At 63.5% G+C, this 26800-nt stretch carries 23 protein-coding genes; 5 read left to right on the top strand and 18 right to left on the bottom strand.

Translation table 11 applies throughout. The features are described 5' to 3' along the window. Positions 1-127: 127 nt before the first annotated feature. Complete coding sequence (locus tag HMPREF3092_RS01695) at positions 128-1330, top strand: cobalamin-independent methionine synthase II family protein (protein WP_083274194.1); 1203 nt, start codon at positions 128-130, stop codon at positions 1328-1330. Between the two features lie 129 nt (positions 1331-1459). On the opposite strand, the gene HMPREF3092_RS01690 is transcribed toward HMPREF3092_RS01695, so the two are convergent. The 9 genes from HMPREF3092_RS01690 to HMPREF3092_RS01650 form a co-directional block, all read right to left on the bottom strand. Then, positions 1460-1825: an SdpI family protein gene (locus HMPREF3092_RS01690; RefSeq protein ID WP_070423625.1), complete on the bottom strand. Its 366-nt coding sequence runs from the start codon at positions 1823-1825 to the stop codon at positions 1460-1462. Next, a complete protein-coding gene (locus HMPREF3092_RS01685) occupies positions 1822-3984 on the bottom strand; it encodes a S9 family peptidase (protein ID WP_070423624.1) in 2163 nt (720 codons plus the stop codon). The genes HMPREF3092_RS01690 and HMPREF3092_RS01685 overlap by 4 nt, the downstream gene beginning before the upstream one ends. A gap of 48 nt (positions 3985-4032) precedes the next feature. Then, complete coding sequence (locus HMPREF3092_RS01680) at positions 4033-5319, bottom strand: adenylosuccinate synthase (protein WP_070423623.1); 1287 nt, start codon at positions 5317-5319, stop codon at positions 4033-4035. Between the two features lie 215 nt (positions 5320-5534). Then, complete coding sequence (locus HMPREF3092_RS01675) at positions 5535-5996, bottom strand: DUF3151 domain-containing protein (protein ID WP_019175898.1); 462 nt, start codon at positions 5994-5996, stop codon at positions 5535-5537. Between the two features lie 35 nt (positions 5997-6031). Continuing rightward, positions 6032-6895, bottom strand: coding sequence for a PI-PLC domain-containing protein (locus tag HMPREF3092_RS01670; RefSeq protein WP_070423622.1), 864 nt, complete (start codon positions 6893-6895; stop codon positions 6032-6034). Continuing rightward, entirely contained in the window at positions 6892-8013 is a 1122-nt protein-coding gene (locus HMPREF3092_RS01665) for a glycosyltransferase family 2 protein (RefSeq protein ID WP_083274196.1), read from the bottom strand. The genes HMPREF3092_RS01670 and HMPREF3092_RS01665 overlap by 4 nt, the downstream gene beginning before the upstream one ends. Before the next feature lie 5 nt (positions 8014-8018). Beyond that, positions 8019-8786, bottom strand: coding sequence for an ABC transporter ATP-binding protein (locus HMPREF3092_RS01660; protein WP_019175901.1), 768 nt, complete (start codon positions 8784-8786; stop codon positions 8019-8021). Continuing rightward, on the bottom strand, positions 8770-9618 hold the full coding sequence (locus tag HMPREF3092_RS01655; protein ID WP_026022848.1) for an ABC transporter permease: 849 nt from the start codon (positions 9616-9618) through the stop codon (positions 8770-8772). Before HMPREF3092_RS01655 ends, HMPREF3092_RS01660 begins: the two co-directional genes overlap by 17 nt. 79 nt (positions 9619-9697) lie before the next feature. Beyond that, complete coding sequence (locus HMPREF3092_RS01650) at positions 9698-10909, bottom strand: FAD-dependent oxidoreductase (protein WP_070423621.1); 1212 nt, start codon at positions 10907-10909, stop codon at positions 9698-9700. Positions 10910-10957: 48 nt separating this feature from the next. On the opposite strand from HMPREF3092_RS01650, the gene HMPREF3092_RS01645 reads away from it, so the two are divergent. After that, positions 10958-11374 carry an acyl-CoA thioesterase gene (locus HMPREF3092_RS01645; protein ID WP_070423620.1) on the top strand — a complete coding sequence of 139 codons (417 nt, stop codon included), beginning with the start codon at positions 10958-10960 and terminating at the stop codon, positions 11372-11374. Positions 11375-11464: 90 nt separating this feature from the next. Here the strand turns inward: HMPREF3092_RS01645 and HMPREF3092_RS01640 are convergent, their stop codons facing one another. The 5 genes from HMPREF3092_RS01640 to fbaA form a co-directional block, all read right to left on the bottom strand. Then, entirely contained in the window at positions 11465-13174 is a 1710-nt protein-coding gene (locus HMPREF3092_RS01640; RefSeq protein ID WP_070423619.1) for a dipeptide ABC transporter ATP-binding protein, read from the bottom strand. After that, positions 13167-14189 carry an ABC transporter permease gene (locus HMPREF3092_RS01635; protein ID WP_062022684.1) on the bottom strand — a complete coding sequence of 341 codons (1023 nt, stop codon included), beginning with the start codon at positions 14187-14189 and terminating at the stop codon, positions 13167-13169. The genes HMPREF3092_RS01640 and HMPREF3092_RS01635 overlap by 8 nt, the downstream gene beginning before the upstream one ends. Then, positions 14189-15289: an ABC transporter permease gene (locus HMPREF3092_RS01630; protein WP_070423618.1), complete on the bottom strand. Its 1101-nt coding sequence runs from the start codon at positions 15287-15289 to the stop codon at positions 14189-14191. The genes HMPREF3092_RS01635 and HMPREF3092_RS01630 overlap by 1 nt, the downstream gene beginning before the upstream one ends. Before the next feature lie 106 nt (positions 15290-15395). Then, positions 15396-17030: an ABC transporter substrate-binding protein gene (locus HMPREF3092_RS01625; protein ID WP_070423617.1), complete on the bottom strand. Its 1635-nt coding sequence runs from the start codon at positions 17028-17030 to the stop codon at positions 15396-15398. A 204-nt stretch (positions 17031-17234) separates the two neighbouring features. Further along, positions 17235-18257 (bottom strand): class II fructose-bisphosphate aldolase, encoded by a 1023-nt coding sequence (gene fbaA / locus HMPREF3092_RS01620; protein ID WP_070423616.1) that lies wholly within the window; start codon positions 18255-18257, stop codon positions 17235-17237. 76 nt (positions 18258-18333) lie between these two features. Here fbaA and HMPREF3092_RS01615 point away from each other — a divergent pair, with 76 nt between their 5' ends. From HMPREF3092_RS01615 to HMPREF3092_RS01605, 3 genes are all read left to right on the top strand, one after another. Further along, complete coding sequence (locus HMPREF3092_RS01615; protein ID WP_256174354.1) at positions 18334-19785, top strand: MFS transporter; 1452 nt, start codon at positions 18334-18336, stop codon at positions 19783-19785. A 164-nt stretch (positions 19786-19949) separates the two neighbouring features. Next, on the top strand, positions 19950-21143 hold the full coding sequence (locus HMPREF3092_RS01610; protein WP_070423615.1) for an acyl-CoA dehydrogenase family protein: 1194 nt from the start codon (positions 19950-19952) through the stop codon (positions 21141-21143). 27 nt (positions 21144-21170) lie between these two features. Then, positions 21171-22313, top strand: a complete 1143-nt coding sequence (locus tag HMPREF3092_RS01605; RefSeq protein WP_070423614.1) for an acyl-CoA dehydrogenase family protein — start codon at positions 21171-21173, stop codon at positions 22311-22313. Positions 22314-22448: 135 nt separating this feature from the next. Here the strand turns inward: HMPREF3092_RS01605 and HMPREF3092_RS01600 are convergent, their stop codons facing one another. The 4 genes from HMPREF3092_RS01600 to pyrE are packed head-to-tail and all read right to left on the bottom strand — an operon-like array spanning position 22449 to position 25999. After that, positions 22449-23123 (bottom strand): TrmH family RNA methyltransferase, encoded by a 675-nt coding sequence (locus HMPREF3092_RS01600; RefSeq protein ID WP_070423613.1) that lies wholly within the window; start codon positions 23121-23123, stop codon positions 22449-22451. Next, entirely contained in the window at positions 23116-24639 is a 1524-nt protein-coding gene (locus HMPREF3092_RS01595; protein WP_070423612.1) for an ABC transporter permease family protein, read from the bottom strand. Before HMPREF3092_RS01595 ends, HMPREF3092_RS01600 begins: the two co-directional genes overlap by 8 nt. After that, on the bottom strand, positions 24639-25370 hold the full coding sequence (locus HMPREF3092_RS01590; protein WP_070423611.1) for an ABC transporter ATP-binding protein: 732 nt from the start codon (positions 25368-25370) through the stop codon (positions 24639-24641). Before HMPREF3092_RS01590 ends, HMPREF3092_RS01595 begins: the two co-directional genes overlap by 1 nt. 38 nt (positions 25371-25408) lie before the next feature. Further along, a complete protein-coding gene (pyrE, locus tag HMPREF3092_RS01585; RefSeq protein WP_019175916.1) occupies positions 25409-25999 on the bottom strand; it encodes an orotate phosphoribosyltransferase in 591 nt (196 codons plus the stop codon). Positions 26000-26800: the final 801 nt, after the last annotated feature.

Genomic DNA, 26800 nt, shown 5'->3' with positions numbered 1-26800 from the left:
CGGCGCCTCGTCACTTTATGACGAGGCGCCGCTTGTGTTTTCGCGAATGTTCCGAAATGCGTCAACACCACAGCACACATGTTTGCCCGTTCATATGATGAAAAAAATTCATCCAGAAAGGAGCATCATGACCATTCGCGTTTCTCACGCCGGATCACTGCCGCGCACCGACAAGCTGATTACCGCCAACGCCGCACGCTTTGATGACAACATCGACACAGACGAGTTCGGACAGCTGCTGACCGATTCCGTTGTCGACATCGTCAAGCGCCAGAAGGACGTCGGCATCACGGAAGTCAATGACGGCGAATACGGTCACGCCATGGCCGCCGAAAGGGACTACGGCGCCTGGTGGCACTACTCCTTTGAGCGCACCTCGGGCCTTGAACTGCAGGATGTGCACTTCCACAATGCTCCCCCGGTCCGCTCTGAACCGGGCAAGGTTGTGCTGACCAGCTTTCCCGACCGCCGCGACCGCCACCTGTTCCCCGGCGTGTACGGCGACGTGGAAGCTTCTGGCGCTGACACCGGACAGCAGCAGCAGTTCCCCGTGGCCGTTGAGCCGGTGCGCTACGTCGGCCAGGAGCTCATCCAGCGTGACATCCAGAACCTGAAGAAGGCCTGCGAGGCAGCCGGCGTCGACCCGTCGACCGCCTACATCAACTCGCTCGGCCCAAGCTCTGCCGCACGCATCGAGAACGGCTACTACGACACCGCGGAAGAGTTCATCTGGGCCATGGCCGATGTCTTCCGCGAAGAGTACCTGGCGATTGCCGAAGCCGGGTTCATCATCCAGATCGACGACCCTTCGATTGCTGAGAACTGGGACCAGATCAACCCCGCCCCCACGTTCGAGGAGTACCGCGAATTCACGCGCCCCCGCATTGAGGCGCTCAACTACGCACTGCGCGGCATCGACCCGCAGCAGGTGCGCTTCCACACCTGTTGGGGATCCTGGCACGGCCCGCACGTTACGGACCTGCCCTTCGAAGAGATCGTCGACGATGTACTGAGCATCAACGCCGCCGGCATCACCTTCGAAGCCGCGAACGTCCGCCACGAACACGAATGGCGCATCTGGGAGGACACCAAGCTGCCCGACGGCAAGTACATCATCCCCGGCATCGTGTCCCACTCGACGAACATCGTGGAGCACCCGCAGCTGGTGGCAGACCGCATTGAGCGCTTTGCCCGCCTGGTGGGCCCCGAAAACGTCGTCGCCTCGACCGACTGCGGTTTGGGCGGACGCGTCCACCCCGAAATCGCCTGGGCGAAGCTCGAAAGCCTCGCACAGGGCGCTGAGATCGCATCCAAGCGCTTGGGCAGCTGACCCTGGCGAGCTGATCACCTAACACTGGCACAGAGCCAAGCGGCGCCTCGTCATTCTTCTGACGAGGCGCCGCTTGCTGTCCGCGGTCCGGTTCGGGTGCCGCTGGGCACCGGTTCCGGAACCGACGGTCTACCGTTTGCCGCGGGCGGCGATGATGGCGAAGACGGTGCCGAAGATGCCGATGAAGATCTGCCCGCACAGGCCCAGCAGCGCCATCATGAGCGCCCCGCCTTCGCTGACCCACACGGCCAGGGCGATTGTGGCCAGCAGTGAGATCACGGCGATCCACGGTGCTGCGGCGATGTAGATGAACGCGGCCCGGTGGGCGTGCTGCCACACTTCAGGCGAGCGGCGGGTGGCACCCATGCGGATGCCCCACCGGTCGTTGGGGCCAAGCCGGCCGGCGGCAGCGTCGCGGGTCGGAAACCACAGAAGTGCTGCCACGCCGAAGCCCAGCAGGGTGAAGACGGCTGCCGCGATGAGTGCGGGACTCACTTCTCACCGCTTTCGGCCAGGCCCAGGCGGTCAAGCATCCAGGCCATCCAGAATGCTGCTTCGCGCCACGAGTCATAGCGGCCGGATGCTCCACCGTGACCAGAGGTCATGTCGGTTTTGAGGATGACATCGGCGCCGACTTCACGCAGACGGGCCGTCCACTTGGCGGGTTCGACGTACAGCACGCGGGTGTCGTTGAGCGATGTGATCGCCAAAATCGGCGGGTACTCCTGCTGCGTGACGTTTTCGTACGGCGCGTAGCTGCGCATGTACTCGTAGAACTCCTTCGAGTGCAGCGGGTCGCCCCACTCTTCCCATTCAATGACGGTCAGCGGCAGTTCCGGCATGAGCATCGAGGTGAGCGAATCGACGAAGGGAACGTCCGCGATGATCCCGGCGAAGCGGTCCGGGGCCATGTTGGCTACCGCGCCCATAAGCAGACCGCCGGCGGAACCGCCGCGGGCAACCATCCGATCGGCTGTCGTCCAGCCGGTGCTGATCAGGTGGTCGGCAACGTCGATGAAGTCGGTGAAGGTGTTCTTCTTGAACTCCATGCGGCCCTGTTCGTACCAGTGGCGGCCCATTTCGCCACCACCGCGAATGTGGGCGATCGCGAACACGACGCCGCGGTCCAGCAGGCTCAGGCGAGCCGCTGCGAACGCCGGGTCCATGGAAGCTTCGTAGCTGCCGTAGCCGTACAGGTTGAGCGGTGCCGGGCCGCTGCGGTCAACAGCGTCGGTCCGCCACACGAGGCTCACCGGGATCTGCGTGCCGTCGGCCGCCGTTGCCCACTCCAGAGTCTGCGAGTACGCGCCGAGGTCCACACCGGGCACTTCTGTCACCTTGCGGATCTGCGTGCTGGTCGGAGTGCAGTCAGCGACCGTGTGCGGACGGACGAGCGAACCCATCGTCACTCGCACGTGCGGCTGGTCGAAGGAGCGGTTGTCCGCTGCAATGAAGCGGTAGCCGGCGTCTTCACCGGAGTCGACTTCCGTCATCGGGCGCACGCCGTCTTCGGCTGCCGCGTTCAGGTCGATGATGCCGACTCGGGCAAAGCCCGCGCGCCTGTAGCCGACGGCGATGAGGCCGCTGAACGCCTGGACTTCTTCAATGCGCATGCCGCTGACATCCCGCAGCACGCGGCGCACCTGATCCGCGGAGTCTCCCGAGGTGCCAGGGGCTGCCGAGGTGTCAGGGGCTGTCGCTGGCACCTCGACGATGTCGAAGTCGGCTCGGTCGCGGTTGTGGACGATAAGGAAGCGGTCTTCCCCATCGATCACGGCGTGTTCGACCGAATAGTCGACGTCCTGCTCACGCGGCCACACCGGCTGCGGTTCGGCAGTCGGGTCCGAGGTGGGGATGAACCAGGTGCCGGACGTGGTCTTCGCTTCGGTCGCGATGAATAGGTAGTCACCGGTGCGGGAGAGCTCAGCGCCGACGAAGAACCTTTCGTCGTCTTCTCGGAACACAGCCTCGTCGCTGTCCGTCGACGCACCCAGGGTGTGCCGCCACACGGTGTCAGGGCGCCAGGAATCATCGACTGTTGTGTAGTAGATGTGCTTGCCGGTGCCGTCGAAGCAGGCGCCGTAGAAGATGCCGGAGATTTCGTCGGGCAGATCTTCACCGGTTTCCAAGTTGCGGATGCGCAGTGTGAAGCGCTCATCGCCAACCCTGTCGACGGCGTAGATGAGCAGCTTGCCGTCGGGGGAAACATCGAGAGAGCCGACTGCGAAGAAGCTGCTGTCACCGGCTTCAGCGTTGAAGTCGATGAGCTGTTCTTCGCCGTCCAGAGCAACACCCGGTTCGATGCCGGGTGGGGTCCAGCTGTCAGCGTCGCGCACTGGGACACGGCAGTAGGCCGGGTAGTTCTTCCCCTCCGAGGTGCGGGTGAAGTACCAATGGTCGCCGCGGCGGGCGGGAACTGAGAGGTCGGTTTCCTTTGTTCGCGAACGGATCTCGTCGAAAATCCGCTCACGCAGGCCGTTCAGGTGCTCCGTGCGAGCATCCGTGTACGCGTTTTCGCGGTCCAGGTAGTCACGGACCTGCGGGCTGTCTTTGTCGCGCATCCATTCGTAGTTGTCGACGAACGTGTCGCCGTGGAAGGTCCGCTCGTGGGGAACCTTCTGCGCGGGTTCGGGTATCTGCGGGGTTGAGTGCATGCCACAAGGGTAACCGGCACGCACCCCTGAGCAGATCAACTCAGCAGATCAGTCCAGCAGGTCGTGGCGGACGATCGACTGTTCGCGGTCGGGGCCCACACCGATGACCGAGATTCGGCAGCCGGACATGCGTTCGAGCGCCAGCACGTAGTCCTGTGCGTTCTTCGGCAGGTCATCGAAAGTGCGGCAGCCGGAGATGTCTTCCTTCCAGCCGGGGAAGGTTTCGTAGATCGGCTTGGCGTGGTGGAAGTCCGACTGGGACATCGGCATTTCGTCGAAGCGCTCACCGTCGACGTCGTAGGCCACGCACACTGGAATTTCGTCCAGGTCGTCGAGCACGTCGAGTTTGGTCAGCACGTAGTCGGTGAAGCCGTTGACGCGGCTTGCGTAGCGGGCGATGACTGAATCGAACCAGCCGCAGCGGCGCGGACGGCCGGTGTTGACGCCGAATTCGCCGCCCTGCTTCTGCAGGTATTCGCCCATGTCGTCAAACAGCTCCGTGGGGAATGGGCCTGCGCCCACGCGGGTGGTGTAGGCCTTCACGATGCCGACGACCCGGTTGATGCGGGTGGGGCCGATACCGGTGCCGACGCAGGCACCGCCGGCGGTGGGGTTAGACGAGGTGACAAACGGGTAGGTGCCGTGGTCAACATCGAGCATGGTGGCCTGGCCGCCTTCCATGACAACGACCTTGCCTTCATCGAGTGCCTTGTTGAGCAGCAGTTCGGTTTCCGCCACCATCGGCGCAATGCGGTCGCGGTACTGCGCAAAGTACTCCATGATTTCGTCGACCGTAACATCGCGGCGGTTGTACACCTTGACCAGAAGTTCGTTCTTCTGGCGCAGGGAGCCTTCGATCTTCTGACGCAGGATCGATTCGTCGAAAAGGTCCTGCACGCGGATGCCCAGGCGTGCGGTCTTGTCCATGTAGGTGGGACCGATTCCGCGGCCGGTGGTGCCGATTGCGCGTTTGCCCAGGAAGCGCTCCGTAACCTTGTCCAGCGTTTGGTGGAAAGGTGCCACCAGGTGCGCGTTGGCGGAGATCTTGAGCTTCGAGGTGTCAGCACCGCGTGCTTCCAGGCCCTCGATTTCGTCGAACAGCGCTTCGAGGTTGACGACGACGCCGTTGCCGATCACAGGCGTGACATTCGGCGACAGAATACCTGCGGGCAGCAGCTTGAGTTCGTACTTTTCGCCGCCGACGACCACCGTGTGCCCGGCGTTGTTGCCGCCGTTGGGCTTCACGACGTAGTCGACCTGGGTACCCAGGATGTCTGTGGTCTTGCCCTTGCCTTCGTCGCCCCACTGGGCACCGACGACCACGATTGCAGGCATTCGTCACCTCACGTTGACTTCTTCGCACATTAAGCGCATACAAAAAGGCGGATGACCGCCGTTGCCACCCCATTCTATCGGATGGGCAGAAATGTGATGCGGGGCACTGCGCAATGACGGGGCCCACGAGCACCCCGCCGGCAGACAAAACCGGGGCAGCCCCACACGTCAGGAGCAGCCCCGGTCAGTCACAGGCTAAGGCGAGCGGCGCCTCGTCAGCTTCCAGAGCCGATGCGGTCAATGGCCTCCGGATCGGAGTCGCGGAGGAACTTCTCAATCCGCTGGGCCTCTTCTGCTTCGCCGATGCCGGCGGCAGCCCGGCCCAGGTTGTACAGGGCGTGGAGGAAGCCGCGGTTGACCTCGTGGGAGTACGGAATCGGCCCGACACCGCGCCAACCGGCCTGGCGCAGAGCGTCGAGGCCACGGTGGTAGCCCACGCGGGCGTAGGCGTAGGAGTCGACCAGGCGACCCTCGGAGAAGGCCTCGTCGGACAGTTCGGCCCATGCCAGGCAGGACGCCGGGAGGTCGTGGGCCACGTCAGTGGGCTCTTCGCCGGCGTCCAGGCGGCGGCGCGCCTCGACATCCGGGTGGTCATCCGGCAGGTAGGTGGGCTGGGGGCCCAGCTGCGAAGCGTCGAGATTGCCGATGTGTGCGGGTTTGCCGAGTGGCTGGCTCATGTTTCTCCTTCAGCTGCGAAAGCGCGGGGCGCGATTCACTTGTTGCTTTTGACAGCGGGCGGCTGGACGGCAAAGGGATCAGTGGTCAGGGCGCCGAAGATGCCGTCCTGCTCAAGCACCTTGAGTTGCTTTTCTGAGGCAACACCGGAAGCCCACACGCGAATTCCCGCGCTGTCGTAGGCATCCGTGTCAAGGCTGTCTTCGCCGGCTTCCAGCGCGACCATCGAAACTCCGGCTTCCTGCAGCTGGCCGGGGGTGGTCGAGGTGACTTCTCCGATGTACATACCGGTGGCACCGGCTTCTTCGGCGGTGCTGAGCACTTCGAGCGATGTCGAGCGCACAATGAGCGCATCCGGGTCTGAGCGCTTTTCGGTGATGTCCAGGACGTCGCCCAGCACTTCCTGCGATTCCACGCGGGGTGCGAACACCAGGTACTTGCCGTAGCGCTTCATGGCGTCGTCAAAGGTGATTGGGGTGCCCGGGCGGGTCTGCTCCCCACTGTCGCCTTTGCCCTTGGCGGGCGGAATCTTGGACGACAGGAACTTGTCAGTTGGCGTTTCGTTCAAAGGCTGGGCCAGGTTGAGGTCCGCCTGCGCGGATTCTGCATCAGCCAGCACGAGGTCGCCATCGGCGGTTTTCGCCAGGTCAACCGCCGGGAGGTAGCCGAACTTGGCGTTCTCTTCGACCGCTTCAAGTGAATTTGCCGGCAGAGAGTCCGAACCTCCGCCGAGTGCCGCCACGGCAGGTGTGTTGAGGCCGTCGACAGTCAGCCGGTCTTTGGGCATGAGGACAAAAACCGCCACGGCAATCAGGATGCCCACCAGCACGAGCCCACCCGCAATGAGCGGGGCGTTGAAACCCTTCGCCGGCTGTTTGCCGAACTCAAACTTCTTGCTCATGGGCGGTCCTGTTCTTCTGTCCTGTCTTCTGCCGAGGTGCCGCGCGCCTCTGTTCTTGATCGGTCGGCATCGCTGTGGTCGGCTCCCGTGACGATGCCCTTGAGGAAGCCGGTTCCCCACGCAATGTGCATGGTCGGCACGGCCGCGGCGAAGGCTGCACGCTCCTGCCTGTCAGCATCCTTCGCCGTCAGCGCGAGCGCTGACACGACGGCGGCGTAGGAGGCGGCGCCGACTTGTGCTGCGCCGATTCCCCACCGCACGGGTGAAGGCAGGCGACGAGCCGCGCCGGTGGCCTGCAGCGCTGTTCCCACTGCGGCGGTCGCCAAGCCGGCAACCAGCACGGGCGGGGCGAAATAGCGCAGGCTGTTGCGGGTGCTGTGTCGGCGCACGATTTCAGCACGCCACTTGCCCGTCGCATAGAACTGTTGGGCCACGCTGCGAATATCGGCGCGCGGCCAGTAGGTGACGACGAGTTCCGGGTTGAACCACACGAGTCCGCCCGCCGCACGGATACGCAGGTTGAGCTCCCAGTCCTGCCCCCGGCGCAGGGTGGGATCAAAGCCGCCCAGGAGTTCGAACACTTCGCGGCGGAAGATGCCCAGGTAGGCCGATTCGCTCGGGCCTGCTTTCGCACCCGAATGGTAGGCGGGTCCGCCCAGGCCAATCGGCGACATGTAGGCACGAGCAACGGCTTTTTGGAACGGGGTCTCCCCCACCGCGCGCATGAGCCCGCCGACGTTCGCAGCGCCCGTTTCACGCAGAGTGTCAACTCCGATCGCTGCGTAGTCCGGCGGCAGTTCCGAGTGCGCGTCAACCCGGATGATGACCGGATAGCGGGTTTCGGCAATCGCCAGATTGAGGCTCGTGGGAGTATCGCCCGCGGGGTTGTGCACCACGTGGACGCGCGCATCATCGCGGGCCATGCGCTCGGCGATTTCAGCTGTCCGGTCGGTTGAAGGCCCCAAGCCTATGACGATTTCCTTTGGCCCCAGGTACTCCTGGTTCAGCACCGTCTGCACGGCGCGTTCTATCCGGCTCTCTTCGTTGAGCACCGGCATGATGAAGGATACGCCGGGACGCTCATCGAGTTCCCACAGTTGGGAAAGGTCAATGCTCACGCAGCTCACCTGTGTGCTTCGTATTCTTTGACGACGTCGTCGGTGTCGCCGTCGGCCATGAGGACGCCCTTTTCAATCCAGATTGTCCTGTTGCACGTGTCGCGAATAGACCGCATGGAGTGTGAAACGAGGAAGACGGTACCGGCAGATTCGCGGATGCCGCGGATGCGGGCTTCAGACTTTTCCTGGAACTGGCGGTCGCCGACTGCCAGGGCTTCGTCGACGATGAGGATTTCATAGTCCTTGGCCGTGGCAATGGCGAACTTCAGCCGGGCGGTCATACCGGACGAGTAGGTGCGCATCGGCATGTCGATGAATTCCTGCAGACCGGTGAATTCGACGATCTCGTCGTACTTCTCTTCGATCTCTTCGCGCTTCATGCCCATGGCCAGACCACCCAGGATGATGTTCTGACCGCCGGAAAGGTCGCGGATGAGTGCCGCACCGACACCCAGAAGGTTGGGTCGGGACCTTGCGTAGACGGCTCCCTGGGTGGGAGGGATGAGCCCGGTGAGTGCCCGCATCAGGGTCGATTTGCCGGACCCGTTCGTGCCGATGACGCCAATCGACTCGTTGGCGTTGGCGGTGAAGGACACGCCTTTGAGGGCTTCGACTTCCTTGTAGCTGCGTTTGCGCTGGAACAGCCCGCCGGTCTGCCCCGGGGCCAGGTGTTTGCCTGTGGCCAGTGTTTTGAACGTCACGTGGAGGTCGTCGACGACGACAACCGGTTCGCCTTCGCGCGGCTTGGAATCGATATCAGTTTTCTCGACCATAGCGCTCCTCTGCTCGCCAGAAGAAGATTGTGCCGATGATCAGCAGGCTGAATGCCCACACCGCCAGGTGCCACCAGTAGTTCCAGTGAATTTCGTAGGCGCCCATGAGGATTCCGCGTCCCAGTGACAGCACCTCGAACAGGGGGTGCCAGTCGAAGATCGCCTTGAGGACCGGCTTATCTTCAACAAGCGCAAGGGGGTTGAAGAACACTCCCGAGGTGTAGAAGATCATGCGCGAAATGAACGGGGTCAGCTGGCTCAGGTCGCGGAAGTGCACCGTCAGGCGAGCGAAGATGAGAGCGACCCCGGTGTTGAGGATTGCGAACAGCGCCACCAGCGGGATCATGAGCAGCCACTGGAGGTTCGGGAGGTCACCGCCGATCATGACGAGCACCGCCATGAGCAGCAGGGTTGGGATGAAGTTGAAGAACTCTTCGAGCACCTTCGCCAGCGGCAGCACCATGCGCGGGAACGGCAGGGACTGCACGAGCGCGGTGTTCGAGATGATCGACTTCGCTCCGCCGTTCATGGACGAGTTGTAGAACTCGAGCATGAACACGCCGATGATGACGTAGGGGGCGAAGTTTGGCGGTCGGCTGCCGGCGAGGATGAAGCCGAACACCAGACCGTAGATGAGGGCGGAGAACGATGGGCGCAGGAGCACCCACATCTGACCCAGCCGGTTGCGCTCATTGGCGCTGCGCATGCGGTAGCGAGCCAGTGTCACCGTGAAGTCGCGCCGCCGCCACACTTCGCGCATATAGGTGAAAAACGGCGCCCTGGCGCCCACCCGCTCGAGTGAGTGCTCAGCGGCGAAATCACTCATTGACATGAACGCGCGACTCTTCCTTAGACGTTGATGAACACCAAGATTCTACCGAGTGGTCGGATAAACCGTGCTCAAGTGGCTTTCAGGCGATTCGCCCCGCCGGCTGGCGCGAACGTGTGCGCATATCAAAATCCGGCGCGGCGGCTTCAGCACGCGTCACAGCACCCGGCAGGTCACGGCCGTCCGCAATCGCCTCAAGCCCTTCGGCCAGGACGGATCCGAGCAGCCGCTTGGCCGCATTGTGCGCCGGCGGCAGGCCGATGGTTTCTACCCGAAAAAGCACGCTGTCATCGTGAGGCCCGCTGAAGAACAGCAGCTGCCCCCTGCCTGCGGCAGGATCACCCAAAACAACGGGAGTGGGATCGCACGCCCGGTAAGCAGCACCGGCAGTGAACACGCGGGTGGTGCCCTGGAAGCTCCAACGGGAGGGCACCTCGCGCCATACGGCGTCACCATCTTCACCGGCCAGGACGCGGCCCAGCCACAGTCCCTGGGACAGAGCTGTTGGTTCGGCACCTCCGTCGCCCAGACCGGCGTGCGGCCCTTCGACGACTTCGGCGCAGTCGCCGATGGCCCACACACCTGGCGCCACCTGCAGATCAGCACCCACGGCCAGACGGCCGGAGAACGTCAGCGGCCACGGGCACTCCGGAACGGCGGGCCGTGAACCGACAGCGGCGGCCCACACATCGGCGGACGCCGCATCCGGATTCGGGTCACGGGGAACAAAGCGCACGCCAGCAGCCTCATTGAGTTCGAGCACGGCCTGACCCAGCTCCGGACTCGCACCGGGCAGGGGAAGGTCACCGCGCAAGTGGAGTGACACCTCGACGCCCCGGTCTGCAGCAGAGCGCGCGATCTCAAGAGCCAAGAAACCAGACCCCAGCACACCCAGCCGCGGCAGGGAGTCTCCCCTACCGACAACAGCATCGCGCAGTGCCTGCGCCCCAGGCAGCGAGCCGACCGTGAAGCCACCCGGAATGGGTGAAGGGCGCGGAGTGAGCCCCGTGGCAATGACAATCGACTCGGCCTCCAGCACGCGCCCGCCAGCCAGGTGCACAGCGCCCTGTTCAACGCGCACGGCTTCAGCCGTGATGCGCTGGATGCCCTCCGGCACCGGCAGCGGCGTGATGGTGAGTGCCTCCCCGAACAGGCCGTCGGTCAGGGGCGGCAGTTCGACGGGTTCGTCTCGCGGGTCAACAAGCACGGCCGTCTTGCCAGCACGCGACAGCACCTGGGCGACCTGTGTGCCGGCAGCACCGGCACCGACAATGACAATGTCCGACTTCTTCACGCACCCCACTGTACTCACGGAGCTCGGCAGTCATGGCAGACTGACCGTATGAGCGACAAACAGCCGAAGGCCAGCGATTTCCCGCTGGCTGCAATTGAAAAGATCCGGTACGGCGACACTGACAGGCAGGGCCACGTCAACAACGCCGTCTACGCCACCTACTTTGAGTGCGGTCGCGTGGAGATCATCCAGTCGATGCAGGATATCTTCGCAGACGACGACGCTTTTGTGCTTGCGACCATCACCATCGACTACCTGGCCGAAGTGCTGTGGCCCGGCGAAGTTGAAATCCGCACGCGCCTGACGAAGGTCGGAAATTCCTCAATCGGCCTGGAGCAGCTGCTCATCAACGAAGGCGAAGTCCGTGCGAAGGCAACCTCGGTCATGGTGCTGACGAACATTAACCCCCGCCGCTCCGCTCCCCTGTCGGACGAAGCAAAAGACCGCCTGCGCACCTTTATGTGACGCAGGGCCCTCCGAATACCAAGAACGAGGCGCCGCTCACCTTTCCAGCTGAGCGGCGCCTCGTCGTTTGCTCGGGTGGGGTTCGCGGCCTCAGCCGCGCAGTGCGCGTGCCAGCTTGCGCCGGCTTTCCTGTTCCACGGGGTCGGGAACAGGAAGCGATGCGATGAGGCGCTGCGTGTAGGTGTGCTGCGGCGCGCCGAGCACCTGTTCGCCGGTGCCCTCTTCCAGCAGGTCGCCGTGGAAGAGCACGCCCAGGCGGTCTGACAGCATGTCGACAACGGCGAGGTCGTGGCTGATGAACAGTGCGGCGAAGCCGAACTCGTCCTGCAGCTGGGTGAACAGCTCCAGCACGCGCGCCTGGACGGACACGTCGAGGGCGGACGTGGGTTCGTCGGCCACGACCAGTTCGGGCTGCAGCGCCAGGCCGCGGGCCAGCGAGCAGCGCTGACGCTGACCGCCGGACAGTTCGTGCGGATAGCGGTCGGCGTATTCGGACGGCAGCTGCACGGCGTCGAGCAGACGCACAACTTCACCGCGGCGGTCGCGTTCGCTCATGCGCGGCCTGTGCACCCGGAAGGGTTCAGCAATGCAGTCGCCGATCGACAGGTGCGGGTTGAACGAGGCTGCGGGGTCTTGGAAGACGAAGCCGATCTTTTCGCGCAGCGGCTTGAATTCCTTTTCTTTGAATCCGACCATTTCCTGATCGAAGACCCGCAGGGAGCCTCCGCTGGCGCGAGTCAGGCCGGCGATTGCACGGCCGATCGTGGTTTTGCCTGAACCGGATTCGCCCACCAGACCGTAGACCTCGCCTTCGCGGATGTCGAAGTCAACGCCCTTGATGGCCTGGAAGTCTGGTTTGCCGAAGCCGCCGCGGTAGGTGATTTCGAGGCCGCGCGCCTTGACGATGGTCTTCGCGTCGGCAAAGGGGTCGGCCTGTTCCGGTGCCGCGGTTTTGTCCACTGCCGAGGTGCCTGTCGGCTCTGCACCGGTGGCCGGGCCGCTCTTAAGCGTGCGGATCTTCGGCACTGCCGCCAAGAGCGACTTCGTGTACTCGTGTTGCGGGTTGGCAAACAGCGAGCGCACGTCGGCAACTTCGACGAGCTCACCGCGGTACATAACGGCAACGCGGTCTGCGAGGTCGGCGACAACACCCATGTTGTGCGTGATGAGCACAATTCCGGTGGAGAATTCGTCTTTCAGCGACCGCATGAGGTCGAGGATCTCCGACTGGACCGTAACGTCGAGTGCTGTTGTCGGTTCGTCCGCAATGACGAGGTCGGCACCGAGTGCGAGCGCCATGGCGATGACGATGCGCTGCTTCTGCCCACCCGAGAACTGGTGCGGGTAGTAGTCGAAGCGCTCATCGGCCTGCGGGATGCCGACCTTCTCCATGGCCTCGACGGCGCGCGCCCGAAGGTCTTTTTTCTTCGCCTTGGGGTCGTGCGCGCGCAGGCCTTCCGTGATCTGCCAGCCGACGGGGAACACGGGGTTGAGCGCGGTGGACGGCTCCTGGAACACCATGGCGGCTTTGCGGCCGCGCATGGCAGTCAGCTGAGCAGGCGTCATCTTCAGGACGTTGTCGCCTGAAACGAGGACAGCGCCGTCGGCCACCGCTGTTTCCGGCAGCAGTCGCAGGATCGTCTTTGCAGTGACGGTTTTGCCCGAGCCGGATTCGCCGACGACGGCAAGCACTTCGCCCGGGTCGACGGAGAGGCTTACGCCCTTGACGGCGTCGACATCACCGGCGTCGGTGGTGAAGGTGACGTTGAGGTCCTCGATAGACAGCAGATGTTCAGACATTCTTGCTCTCCTTTGCCTTCCGGCTGCGGCGGGACTTCTTGCGCAGGCGCAGGCGCGGGTCGTTGAGGTCGTTCATGGATTCGCCGACCAGCGTGATCCCGATGACGGTAAACACGATCGCAAGTCCCGGGAACAGGGCCGTCCACCAGATGCCCGAGGTGACATCTGAGAGCGACTTGTTGAGGTCATAGCCCCATTCGGCTGCCGAGGTCGGTTCGATGCCGAAGCCCAGGAAGCCCAGGGCGGCGAGCGTGAGGATCGCCTCGGAGCTGTTGAGGGTGAAGATCAGCGGGATGTTGCGGGTGGCGTTCGGATAGATGTGGCGGGCGATGATCCGCAGGTTGGAATCACCCAGAACCTGTGCGGATTCGACGAACGGCTCAGCCTTCAGGCGCACCGTTTCAGACCGCACCACGCGGAAGTACTGCGGGACGAACACGACGGTGATCGAAATTCCGGCTGCGACAACACCGCCGACGACGGTCGACTGACCGCCGGAGATGACGATCGTCATGACGATTGCCAGCAGCAGCGACGGGAACGCGTAGATCGCGTCGGCCACGACCACGAGCACGCGGTCGAGCCACCCGCCGATGTAGCCGGACAGCAGACCGAGGATCACACCGAGGAACACGGACGCGATGACTGCCACCACGATGACGAACACCGCTGTGCGCGCACCCCAGATGACGCGGGAGAAAACATCGAAGCCGGTGACGGTTGTGCCCCAGATGTGCTGGGCCGAAGGCCCCTGCTGCGGGGCGAAGCGACCGTTTTCATCGCCCAGGTCGGCGTAGCCGTACGGGGCGATGAGCGGGGCGAACACAGCGCAGATGAGCACAACGCCGCAGATGATGAGACCGGTGATCAGCATTCCGCGCTGCAGGCCGGAGGACTGCAGCACGTGGCTGATGACGGGCAGCTTCTTCCACCAGGGTTTCTGCGCGTAGCTGCCGGAGTCCTTGCCGGCAGCGGGTGCCGCTGACGGGGTTTCGGGAGTGTTGAGGGTGCTCATCAGTACCTCACTCGGGGGTCGATGAAGGCGACGATGATGTCGACAATGAAGTTGGTGACCGCGACGATGACCGCCAACATGACCACAATGCCCTGCACGGCAACGAAGTCACGCGCCTGCAGGTACTGGAACAGCTGGAAGCCCAAGCCCTTCCATTCGAAGGTCGTTTCGGTCAGAACTGCGCCGGCCAGCATGAGGGCGATCTGCATGCCCATGACGGTGACGATCGGAATGAGAGCCGGCCGGAACGCGTGGCGAGTGGTCAGACGGAACTCGCTGACACCTCGGGAGCGGCCCGATTCAATGTACTGGGCACCCAGGGTGCCGATCAGGTTGGTGCGCACCAGGCGCAGGAACGTACCGCCCGTGATCAGCCCCAGGGCGATCGCCGGGAGAACCGCGTGGGACAGAACGTCGTTGACAGCGGCGAAGTCACCGATCCGCAGCGCATCGATCAGGTACAGGCGGGTGGGAGCGACAACCCCGTCAAGCAGAATCTCCGTGCTTCCGGAGGCTCGGCCTGCCACCGGCAGCACCGGCCACAGAACACCGAAGACCAGCTTGAGAAGCAGACCGATGAAGAACACCGGGGTCGCGTAGGCGAGGATGCCGAAGATACGCAGAACCGCATCGGGAGCGCGGTCGCGGTACTTCGCGGCGATCATGCCCAGTGGAATGCCCACGATGAATGCGACGACCAGCGAAAACAGCACAAGCTCCAGGGTTGCTGTTCCGTACTGCGCGAGAACCTCCGTGACGGGGCGGTTGTCCGACACTGTGGTGCCGAAGTCACCGCGCAGCAGGTTGCCCATGTACTCGAAGTACTGGACGATCAGCGGCCGGTCATAGCCGGCTTCAGCTACGCGCTGGGCCAGCTGTTCTTTTGTCAGACGACCGCCCAGGCTGGCGGTGATGGGGTCACCGGTGACCCGCATGAGGAAGAAGACGAGCGTGGTGAGAATCCACACCGTCGGGATGATGAGGAGGAACCGGACCAGCAGGTAGCGGCCCAAACCCGAGCCGCTGCTCTTGGCCGCCTTTTTCTTCTGCGATCCGGCCGGGCCGGATGCAATATCCGGAATTTCGACACTGGCTGTCATATGAGTTTCCGTAGGTAGAGGGAGTGCAGGCCCTTGGTGCGAGCCTGAGAACTGAGCGAGGCCGCCGCGTCCATCAAGTGTCAGCGGCGGCCTCACTCTTCAGTAATTACTTGCTCAGCATCGACAGGCGGAACTGGAACGACGGGTCGAGCGTTTCGTCAACGCCCTTCACGTTCTTGTCCGCAACGGCGATCTGGTTGCCCTGCAGCAGCGGCAGTGTGGGCAGCTGCTTGGCCAGGTCGTCCTGGATGTCGCTGATGAGCTTCTCGCGCTTGCCGGCGTCAGGCTGGGAAACCTGTTCGAGCAGCTTCTTGTTGATGCTGTCGTCCTGGAAGTGGTTGGCCAGGAACGCCGGTTCTTCTTCTGTGTTGTAGAAGAACGGCACGAGGTAGTTGTCACCGTCGGAGTAGTCCGGGAACCAGCCCAGCTGGTACATCGGGTAGACGTCGTTGCTGCGGTCCTTGGCGTACTGCACCCATTCCGTCGACTGCAGGTCGACCTTGAACAGATCGGTGTCTTCCAGCTGCTTCTTCACAGCGGCGTATTCGTCACCGGAAGACGGACCGTAGTGGTCCGGGTTGTACTGCAGCTTGATGTTGACCGGGGTTTCCACACCGGCGTCCTCAAGGAACTTCTTAGCCGCATCAGCGTCAGCGCCGCCCTGCTTGTCGCCGTAGAGGCCCTTGAGCGATTCGTTTGCACCCTGCATGCCTTCGGGCACGTAGGAGTACAGCGGCTGGTAGGTGTCCTTGTAGACGTCCTTGGCGATGGCCGCGCGGTCAATCGAGGATGCCATGGCCTGGCGGATAGCCAGGGCCTTCTTTTCGTCCGGGTTTTCCGACTTGGCACCGTGGGGCATCGTGTCGAAGTTGAACACGATGTAGCGGATTTCGCCGCCGGGGCCCTTGTGGACGGTCAGGTTGTCCTTGCCCTCGAGGTCTGCGATGTCCGTGGGCGACAGCGAACGGTAAGCAACGTCGATGCTGCCCTTTTCGACGTCGAGCTTCATGTTGTTCGCGTCGGAGTAGTACTTCATCTGCACTTCGGCGCTCTTGGCCTCGTCACCGCCGCCGTTGTAGCCGTCGTACTTCTTGTAGGTGACCAGTTCGTTGAACTTGTAGGTCGAGATTTCGTAGGGACCGGCGAATGCCTTGCCCTTGACGATTTCGTCGTCCTTCGTGATGGCGTCAGCAGCGAAGACGTCTTCGTCGACGACCGGACCGGCGGGGCCGGCGAGAACCAGCGGGAACGTCTGGTCGTTTTCGCGGTTCAGCTTGAACACGACGGTGTGGTCGTCCGGGGTGTCAATCGATTCGATTGCGGTCAGCAGCGAAGCCGGGCCGTTGGGGTCCTGGATCTTGGTCTGGCGCTCAAAGCTGAACTTGACGTCCGAGGCAGTCAGGTCGTTGCCGTTGGCGAACTTGAGGTCCTTCTTGAGCTTGACTTCGTATTCGTTCGGCTTGACGAAGTCAGCAGATTCCGCGATTCCCTCGCGGATTTCCGACGTTCCGGGCTTGTATTCCATGAGGAACGGGAACACCTGCTGCATGACGAAGAACGAACCGTTGTCGTAGGAACCTGCCGGGTCGAGCACGGTGACCTTGTCGGTGGTGCCGACGCTCAGTGCGCCGCCTTCACCGGAGTCCGAACCGCCGGTGGTCGACGACGAGCATGCGCTCAGCCCCAGTGCGAGGGCGGCAGCTGCGGCAACAAGTCCCGCCGCGCGCTTCTTTACGGCCATGAAGCCATCCTTTCGTTTCGAACCGCCAGGTGGGGCGGTCAGACCAATGCAGCGACCGCTTTCAGTGTTTATTTACAGGCCGCTCAGGTTCCGTTAAGGATAGCAAGACTTTGCGCCGACTTGTGATCCACCTAACCCCAAGCACGAGGCGCCGCTCACTTTTTCGGTGAGCGGCGCCTGGTACTTCTGGTGGGCGGGAGCCCGTCAGCTCATCTTCGTGCCGGCGGAGCCGAGGCGCTGGCAGGCCTCGACAATGCGAGCAGCCATGCCGGCCTCAGCGGCGCGACCCCATGCGCGCGGGTCGTACATCTTCTTGTTTCCGACCTCGCCGTCGACCTTGAGCACACCTTCGTAGTTGGTGAAGATGTGGTCGGCCACTGGGCGAGTGAACGCGTACTGGGTGTCGGTGTCGATGTTCATCTTGATGACGCCGTAGGAAACAGCGTCGGCGATTTCCTGTGCCGTCGAACCGGAACCGCCGTGGAACACCAGGTCGAACGGCTTATCCTTGCCGTGCTTCGCACCGACCTCGTCCTGGATTTCCTTCAGCAGCTCAGGACGCAGGCGGACGTGTTCGGGCTTGTACACACCGTGGACGTTGCCGAAGACCAGAGCGGTCATGTAGCGGCCGCGCTCACCCAGGCCGAGCTTGTCGACAATTGCCAGACCGTCTTCGACCGACGAGTACAGCTTGTCGTTTTCTCCGCCCTTGACACCGTCTTCTTCGCCGCCGACAGCACCGACCTCGATTTCGAGGATCTGCTTGGCGCGGCTGGTCAGTTCGAGCAGCTCTTCGGCGATTTCAAGGTTTTCGCCGACCTCAATGGCCGAACCGTCCCACATGTGCGACTGGATGAGCGGGTCTTCACCGCGGTCGACGCGCTCCTGGGAGACCTGGATGAGCGGCTTCACCCAGTCTTCGACCTTGTCCTTCTGCGCGTGGTCAGTGTGCAGAGCGACCGTCACACCGTAGTTCTTCGCAACCGTGTGCGCGTATTCGGCGAGCGCAATCGAACCGGTGATCCGGTCCTTGATGGTCGCACCCGAGGCGAATTCAGCACCGCCGAAGGAGAACTGGATGATGCCGTCGGATTCAGCTTCCGCAAAGCCGCGCAGTGCGGCGTTGATCGTCTGAGAGCTCGTGACGTTGATGGCCGGGTAGGCGAAACCGCCCTCCTTGGCCCGGTCGAGCATTTCGGCGTACTGATCAGGGGTTGCAATTGCCATGAACACTCCTGCGCTTAGGGGATTGCTTCAGTCGGAATCATTCTACGCACCCGAATTTGACCGTAGTCTTAACAACATGAGCCCAAGCACTGACTCAGCCGGCCCGCTCGACGGCCAGCCAGCCGGCGCCTCGTCCGAAGTCCCGGCTGGAACTCCGACCGGCGCCTCGCCCGAACCAGGACACCCGGCCCCGCCCGCGCGCACGAACCTCGTGCAGGCTGCGGCCTGGGCTCTGTGGGACTGGGGAAGCTCGGCCTACTCGGCTGTGATCGTCACCTTCGTGTTCGCCCCGTACCTCGTGAAGGCGGTTTCCGAGGACCCGGTTTCGGGCGCTGCCGCGCTGGGGTGGGCCTCCGGTCTGGCGGGCCTGGTCGTTGCTGTTGTCGCTCCCGCCGCGGGTGCCCGCGCCGATGCGAAGTCCCGCCACCGGCGCCTGCTGACCATCTACACGGGCATTGTCGTCGCCTGCGTTTTCGCGCTGGCGTTCATCAAGAGCGAACCGGTGTTCTTCCTGCCCGGCCTGATCTTCCTGGCCGCCGCTTCCGTTTTCTTCGAACTGGCCCAGGTCAGCTACAACGCGATGCTCGGGCGGATTGCCGCACCGAACAGCGTGGGCAAAGTGTCGAACATCGGCTGGGGCTTCGGCTACCTGGGCGGGCTCGCCATGCTGCTCATTGCGCTGTTCGCCTTCATCCTTCCCGAGGTGGGGCTGTTCGGGGCGGTCAGCGAAGGCGGCTGGCGGTTCCGACTGGTGGCCGGAGCCACCGCCGTGTGGTTTGCCGTGTGGGCTGTTCCGCTGATCTTCCTGGCCCCGCGCGATGCGTCAGGGGCTCAGGTGCAGACTGCCCGGGCGCGTTCCGGGAACCCGGTCGCTGAATGGTTCACCAGCTGGAAGCAGGACTACAAGGACCTGTTCCGCAGGCTGAAGGACCTCTTCCAGAACGACCGGCAGACCTTTGTCTTCTTCATCGCATCGGCTGTTTTCCGCGATGGCCTGACCACGATCTTCGCGGTGGCCGGTGTGCTCGCGGCCTCCGCTTACGGATTCACAGAAACCCAGGTCATCTACCTAGGGATCGCCGCGAACGTCGTTGCCGCCATCGGCTGCCTGGTGTCCGGCCCGCTTGACGATGCTATTGGCCCCAGAGCGGTCATCATCACGGGCCTGACCTGCCTGTGCATTGGCGCCGTGCCCATCCTGCTCTCCGACAGTCCCACCGTGTTCTGGGCGTGCGCACTGTTCCTGTGCCTGTTCGTCGGGCCGGTCAACGCATCGAGCCGTTCGTTCCTCACCCGCATCACTCCCCCGGAGCGCGCCGGCGAGAACTTCGGCCTCTACGCCACCACCGGGCGGGCCATCAGCTTCCTGGGCCCGTGGCTGTTCAGCCTGTCGATCACCATCTTCGGCTTCGAACGCGCGGGTGCCGCCGGCATCATCGTCGTCCTGCTGCTGGGACTCGTACTCATGCTCGCCGTGCCGCGCACCGGTCCCGGCCAGAAGCGAGCCGAACAAGCCGCCCAGAGCTGACCCACCCGGCCCCAACCGGCACCTCGGCAGCCCAAGCGCCAGCCAGCCCGGCACCTCGTTACCCGGTACTGGCAGACACAGATTTTCCCAAAATGCGGCGCGGGTCATAGTATGGGCTCAAACCAACCAAACGAACGATCAAATTCGATCGGGGAAGAGGACCGATGGACAGCCTTTTCAGCAAAGAAGAGTTGGAATTCGCAGAAGAGATGCGGAACTTCTACCGCACTGAGATTCCCGAAGAAATCCGCTACCGCGTGGCAATCGGCCAGGAAGTCTCCAAGGACGACATGGTCACCAGCCAGCGCATCCTCAACAAGCACGGCCTGGCCGTCCCCAACTGGTCACTGGAATACGGCGGCCGCGACTGGACGCCCGTCCAGCGCCACATCTACCTGGACGAAATGCAGACCGCGTGCGTTCCGCACCCGCTGCCGTTCAACGCATCCATGGTCGGCCCCGTGATCGACACCTTCGGTTCGAAGGAAATCAAGGACCGCTTCCTGCCGGCCACCGCCAACCTCGACATCTGGTGGTCGCAGGGCTTTTCCGAACCCAACGCCGGTTCCGACCTCGCATCGCTGAAGACCTCGGCCGTGCGCGACGGCGACAAGTACATCGTCAACGGCCAGAAGACCTGGACCACGCTCGGCCAGTACGGCGACTGGATCTTCTGCCTGGTCCGCACCGACCCCAACGTCAAGAAGCAGGCCGGTATTTCATTCCTGCTGATCGACATGACCTCCCCCGGCCTGACCGTCCGCCCCATCCAGACGATCGACGGAGGCGTCGAAGTCAACGAAGTGTTCTTCGAAAACGTCGAAGTTCCCGTTGAGAACCTCGTCGGCGAAGAGAACAAGGGCTGGACCTACGCCAAGTTCCTCCTGGGCAACGAACGCACCGGAATCGCCCGCGTCGGCGAATCCAAGGTCAACCTGGCACGCGCCAAGGCCTACGCCGCCGCAACCAAGACCCAGCGCGGCTCCCTGCTGGACGACCCGCAGTACTCCACCCGCATCGCCAAGATCGAAGCCGAACTCAAGGCACTCGAAATGATGCAGCTGCGCGTTCTGTCCACCCAGGTTGCAGGCTCCGACGCACCCGACCCGCGGTCGTCAATCCTCAAGCTGCGCGGTTCGGAACTCCAGCAGGACATCACCGAACTGCTCATGGACATCGTCGCCCCGCAGGGCATGGACTTCGTCGACTCCGCACAGACCCGCGACGGCTTCACCAACCTGTCCCAGGCTGCTGTCTCTGCCACGGCACGTTACTTCAACATGCGCAAGGTGACGATCTACGGAGGCTCCTCCGAAGTCCAGCGCTCCATCATCTCCAAGGCCATCCTGGGTCTGTGACCTGCTGAAGAACGAGAGGTATAGAAAATGGATCTTGAACTCAATGACATCCAGCAGGAACTCAAATCGACCGTCGGCCGCCTGCTGAAAGACAAGTACAGCGCTGAAGCGCGCGAAGAGATTCTGCGCTCGGAAGCCGGCTGGAGCCAGCAGATGTGGGACCAGTTCGCACAGCTGGGCCTCATGTCGCTGCCAATTGAAGAAGAATACGGCGGCGCCGGCATGGGCTTTGGCGAAGTCGCAGTCGTCATGGAGGCGTTCGGCCGCGCACTCGTGCTCGAACCCTACCTGCCGACAGTCATCCTGGGTGCTGGTCTCATCCAGGCCGCAGGCAGTGAAGACCAGAAGGCTGAACTGCTGCCCGCGGTTGCAGCCGGCGAACTCAAGCTGGCGTTCGCCGCGCAGGAACCCGCCGGCCGCTACGACTTCCTCAACCCGACCACCACGGCGCAGGCCTCCGGTGACGGCTACACCGTTTCGGGTGAAAAGGCGCAGGTCATCGGCGGCGACGCAGCCGACACCTTCGTTGTCACGGCGAAGGTCGACGGTGAGCTCGGCCTGTTCCTCGTCAAGGCCGATGCCGACGGTGTGACCGTCGACCCGCGCACCCAGGCTGACGGCCTGCGCAGCGCATCCGTCCTCTTCGACGGTGCGACAGCCCAGCGTCTGGAAGCCGGCTATGCGGCGGCAGCGATTGAGCGCGTCCTCGACACCGCTCAGGCAGCCCTCGCTGCTGAAGCAGTCGGCGCTATGGAAGCCGCACTGTTCATGACGGCCGACTACCTCAAGACCCGCGAACAGTTCGGTGTGCCGATCGGCGTCTTCCAGACCCTGCAGCACCGCGCGGCAGACGCCTACGCGAAGCTCGAAGAGGCCAAGTCGATGGCGCTGTACTCGAAGCTCGCCATCGAGGCTGACACCGACGGAACCTCCAAGACCCGCCACGCGGACGTGCTCGCCGCCAAGGTCATCATCGACCAGTCGGCGCGTCACATCTTCTCGGAGTCCATTCAGATGCACGGCGGCATCGGCATGACGATGGAATACCCCATCGGCCACTACGCCAAGCGGCTGACCGTCATCCCCCGCACCTTCGCCGCTCCCGACCAGGCTCTGGCCGAACTCGGCGAAGTCGGCGGTCTGCTCGAACCCTACGCAGCTGATCTCTGATCCGTGCGGCTGAGCCGGATTCGGCTCAGGCACGAAAAGCACGAGGTGCCGCTCACCTTTCTGGTGAGCGGCACCTCGTGCTTTGTGCTGGGTTTTTCTGCCGTCGGCTGGGTGCTGCCGTCAGCTGAGGGTCTTTCAGCTGACGGTCTGCCCGAACTCCCACCTGCGGATCCAGGCGTGCATCGCGATTGCCGCTGCGGCGGCCGCATTCATGGAGCGGGTTGAACCGTACTGCTCGATTGACAGAACGGCCTCGCACGCTTCGTGTGCACTGTCTGTCAGCCCGATGGACTCTTGGCCGAACAGGAACACGCAGTCCCGCGGGAGATCATAGGTTTCCAGCGGTGTTGAGTCAGGGAAGTTGTCAATGCCGATCAGCGGCAGATTCCGCTCAGCACACCAAGCCGCGAGGTCGTCGGCACTCGGGTGGTGCAGAACGTGCTGGTAACGGTCGGTGACCATGGCGCCTCGGCGGTTCCAGCGCTTCTTGCCGACAATGTGCACGGCAGCCGCATTGAAGGCGTTGGCTGTGCGCACAACCGAACCGATGTTGAGGTCATGCTGCCAATTCTCAATCGCCACGTGAAAGCCGTGGCGACGCTGGTCGAGGTCGGCGATGATCGCCTCCATCGTCCAGTAGCGGTACCCGTCGACCACATTGCGGCGGTCGCCGTCGCGCAGCAGCTCGGGATCATAGCGCTCGTCGTCGGGCCATTCACCCTCCCACGGGCCAACCCCGTGGGAGGGTGCTGCGGATTCAGCCGGCTCTGCGGCTGTCGGCTCCGCAGCGCGAGGTGACGGCTCAGTCATCCTCGTTCACGGACTCGCCGGCCTTCTTCTTGGGCTTCTTGGCCTTGGCGGAGCCAGTTTTGGCAGAGTCAGCCTTGGAGGACTTGCCGTCAGCCTCCTTGGCCTTCGCCCTGTCCGCTTCCTCAACCTCATCGGCGTCTTCAGCGTCCTCGGCTTCCTCCGCCTCGTCAGCCTTGTCGACCTTGTCAGCCTTGCCCTTCGGTTCGTTCTTCAGCTTTGCCTTCGCCACAGCCGGACGGCCGGCAATGCCGGCGCCCGACAGCACTGTCTTCGTGTAGCGCGAGATCGCCAGCATGACGAGCACAACCGCGACGACAGCGGCCGAAGCGGCGGCCACCAGGCCGTGCCACCACGGGGCTGCGGTCAGCAGGTACAGCGCGCCAACACCGGTCGGTTCGGCAAACGGCAACCACGCGGCAACCTGCGGCAGACTGTCAGCCATGAACGGCAGCATCGGCAGGAACGCCATGACGACGATGACAACTCCCGCCACAGCCGCGCCGATCCGGCGGCCCCGCTGCTTGGCACCCATTGCAATGAGCGCGAAGAGTGCGATGACCGCAGCCGAGTAGAAGGCATAGCTCAGAACAAACCAGCCGAGCGCAGGCAGAGCCGCGTACACCTCGCCGGCCAGACCGATGACAGACATGCCCAGCAGGCCGACAACCGCCGTGATGACCAACAGGAGCAGTGCCAGCTGCGTGAGGCCCCAGATGCGGCCCCACAGTGCCGAGCGCGGCGGGATGGCGGCGATGATGATTTCGCTGGTGCGGGTGCGGCGCTCTTCGCGCACACCCCGGTAGGCCAAAGCACCCAGGCTCAGTCCTGCGGCCAAGGTCAGCGCGACCATGGTCCAGGCCACGACCTCACCGGTTGCGGGGTCGATGGGCCCACCGTCGATGTAGGTGACGTCAGGCGTGTTGACGAGCTTGTCGATGATTGCCTGCGGCATGCGGTTCTTGGCGATCAGCTGGTCGTTGCCCTGACCCGTGGGGTCCTGCAAGAGGAACGCATCAACCTTGCCGCTCTTGACGGCGTCCTGGCCCTCTTCGACACTCGTGACGATCGTGACGGACATGCCCAGCTGCTGTTCGACCTGCGGAAGCTGCTGTGCGACCTGGTCCTTCTGCTCTTCCGGCACCATCATGGCAACGCTGTCCCCGCTGCCGGCGGACACGCCGGTGCGCGAAAAGCCGATGATGAGCGCAGCAAGCACACCGATGATGAGTGCGAGCGCGGTCGCCGCAAACAGCGGGCTGCGCAGCGCCTGCGAGGTTTCGCGGTTGGCTACCAGATAGGACGCCTGCCCACCCGTGAGGTCGCGGAACTCGGAGACGAGCCCCGTCTTGGTTTCATCGCCGGTGTCCTCGCGCAGCTCATCGGGAACCTCGGCGAGTTCTCCCACCGGTTCGTCACCGAGGTTGTGCGGGTCGAGGGCCTTCCCTCCCCCGCCGAGGTCCGTGTACGAGGTGGTGCTGATGTTGTCGTGATCCTCGCTGTGATCTTTGTTTGCCATCAGACGTCCTCCTTGAAGATTTCCCGCAGGCTGGCGGGCTGAGCGTCGGCCTTGGCGTCGGTCTTGGCCGAGTGTTCCTTCCGCAGCTCCTTGGCTGTTCCGTGGGCGATGACGCTGCCGTGGCCCAGCACCAGGATGTCGTCGGCGTACTGTTCGATGAGCTCCCAGTCGTCAGACGTGACGATGATGGGCACGCCGGCGTCCGCGTGGTCCTTCAGCAGGCCGAACACGAGCTTGGCGGAGGCCATGTCGAGGCCCTCGCCGATTTCGTCGATGACGACGACATCCGGGTCAGCGGCCAGAACCGCGGCGATGTGCACGCGGGCCTGTTCGGTTCCCGACAGCTGAGAAAGTGGGACGTAGGCGCGGTCGGACAGTTCGAGACGGGCCAGCAGGGTGACCGCGTTGCGCTCTGCCGCACCGAGCGTCATGCCGTGCAGGCGCGCCATGTAGACGATCTGCTCCATGACCTTCATGGAGGGGAAACCGCCGCGTTCGGCAGGCAAGTAGCCGAAGTTCTGACGGTCACCGCCGACGAGCTCGTTGTCTTCGAGCTTCACGGTGCCGCTTTCGGGTTCTATGATGCCCATGATGGCGCGGGCGAGTTCGGTTTTGCCGGCGCCCTTGGGGCCCACAACACCGAGGATGCGCCCCGGGGTCGCTTTGACGGAAACGTCGTCAAGCCACAGTCTGCGCTGCGACTTCACAGTGATGGACGACAGTTCGAGCACAGGGTGTCCTTTCCTTTGCGGACTTTCGCCGCGTGACTTCAGTCCAGGCCGAGGTCAGCGGTGGTCAATGCTGTCAGATAGCGCAGACCTTCTGCTTCGACGCGTTCGCGCGCACCGGTGTTGCGGTCCATGACCACGACGACGGCGACGACTTCCGCACCGGCTTCACGCAGGGCTTCCACGGCGGTGAGAACCGATCCGCCGGTTGTCGACGTGTCTTCTACAGCGACGACGCGACGGCCCCGGACGTCCGGTCCTTCGACGCGCTTGCCCATGCCGTGTTCTTTTGCCTGCTTGCGCACAACGAAGGTGTCCAGCGGGGTGCCGCGACGCACGGAGGCGTGCATGGTGGCGGTTCCCACGGGGTCAGCACCCATGGTGAGCCCGCCGACGGCATCAACCGAGTCCAGCAGGCCTTCGGCTTCGAGGACGTCGAGGACGATGTCGCCCACGAGAGGCGCCGACCGGTGGTCGAGCGTCACCAGGCGCAGGTCCAGGTAGTAGTCGGCCTGCTTCCCCGAAGACAGGGTGAAGCTGCCGCGCTTAACGGCCAGGGAGTCGATGAGTTTGAGCAGCTCTTCGCGTGTCTGCGCAGGATCGTACGAACGTGTGTCGGTCATGGCCGCCATTGTATTCGCGGGCATGAGCGCCACTTCACATGGAGTAGGGAGGAACCCTCTCACCTGGCACCTCGGGAGCCCGGGGTGCCGCGCGGCTGGGAGCCGACCTCCACCTCGGCAGCCCGGGGTGCCGCACACCCGCCAACCAAACCCCCACCTCACGCACCCACCCCTGCACCTCGGGAGTCTCCCCCCAGACCCCAGCCCACGCTTTAGCAACAAAAACTCCCCTTAGCAGTGGCGGCTAAAGCGCAGATTCCGGCTAAAGGGAGTCTCCCAACGGCTAAGCCGCAGAAACCGGCTAACGGGAGTTTTTGCTGAGCAAAGAGCGCCAGGCTAGGCCAAAAACTGCCGGGCTGAGCGCCACGAATCTCAGGAAAACCACGAGGTGCCGCACCCCTGGTACCGAACCTCACCTCGGCAGCCTCCCCCAGACCCCCGCCCACGCTTTAGCAACAAAAACTCCCCTTAGCAGTGGCGGCTAAGGCGCAGATTCCGGCTAAAGGGAGTCTCCCTAAGGCTAAGGCGCAGATACCGGCTAACGGGAGTTTTTCCCGGGCAACGAGCGCCAGGCTAGGCCAAAATCTGCCGGGTTGAACGCCACGAACCTCAGGAAAACCACGAGGTGCCGCACCCCTGGCACCGAACCTCACCTCGGCGACACCCACCAAACGATCGAAGGCCCGGCCGTCAGTGGCCGGGCCTTCGGAGCACTCCCCTCGAGTACCTGGACGCATCCCCATACGTCCGTGATGTCTGCTCGATCCCCACCGAGCCGACGTGATCAAGCTTACATAAATAATAATTCCT

The organism is Brevibacterium sp. HMSC24B04 (assembly GCF_001806835.1).
GTDB classification, from domain to species: Bacteria; Actinomycetota; Actinomycetes; order Actinomycetales; family Brevibacteriaceae; genus Brevibacterium; species Brevibacterium ravenspurgense.
The sequence above is the reverse complement of the archived record's forward strand: the minus strand, read 5'-3'. Positions and strand labels throughout refer to the sequence as shown.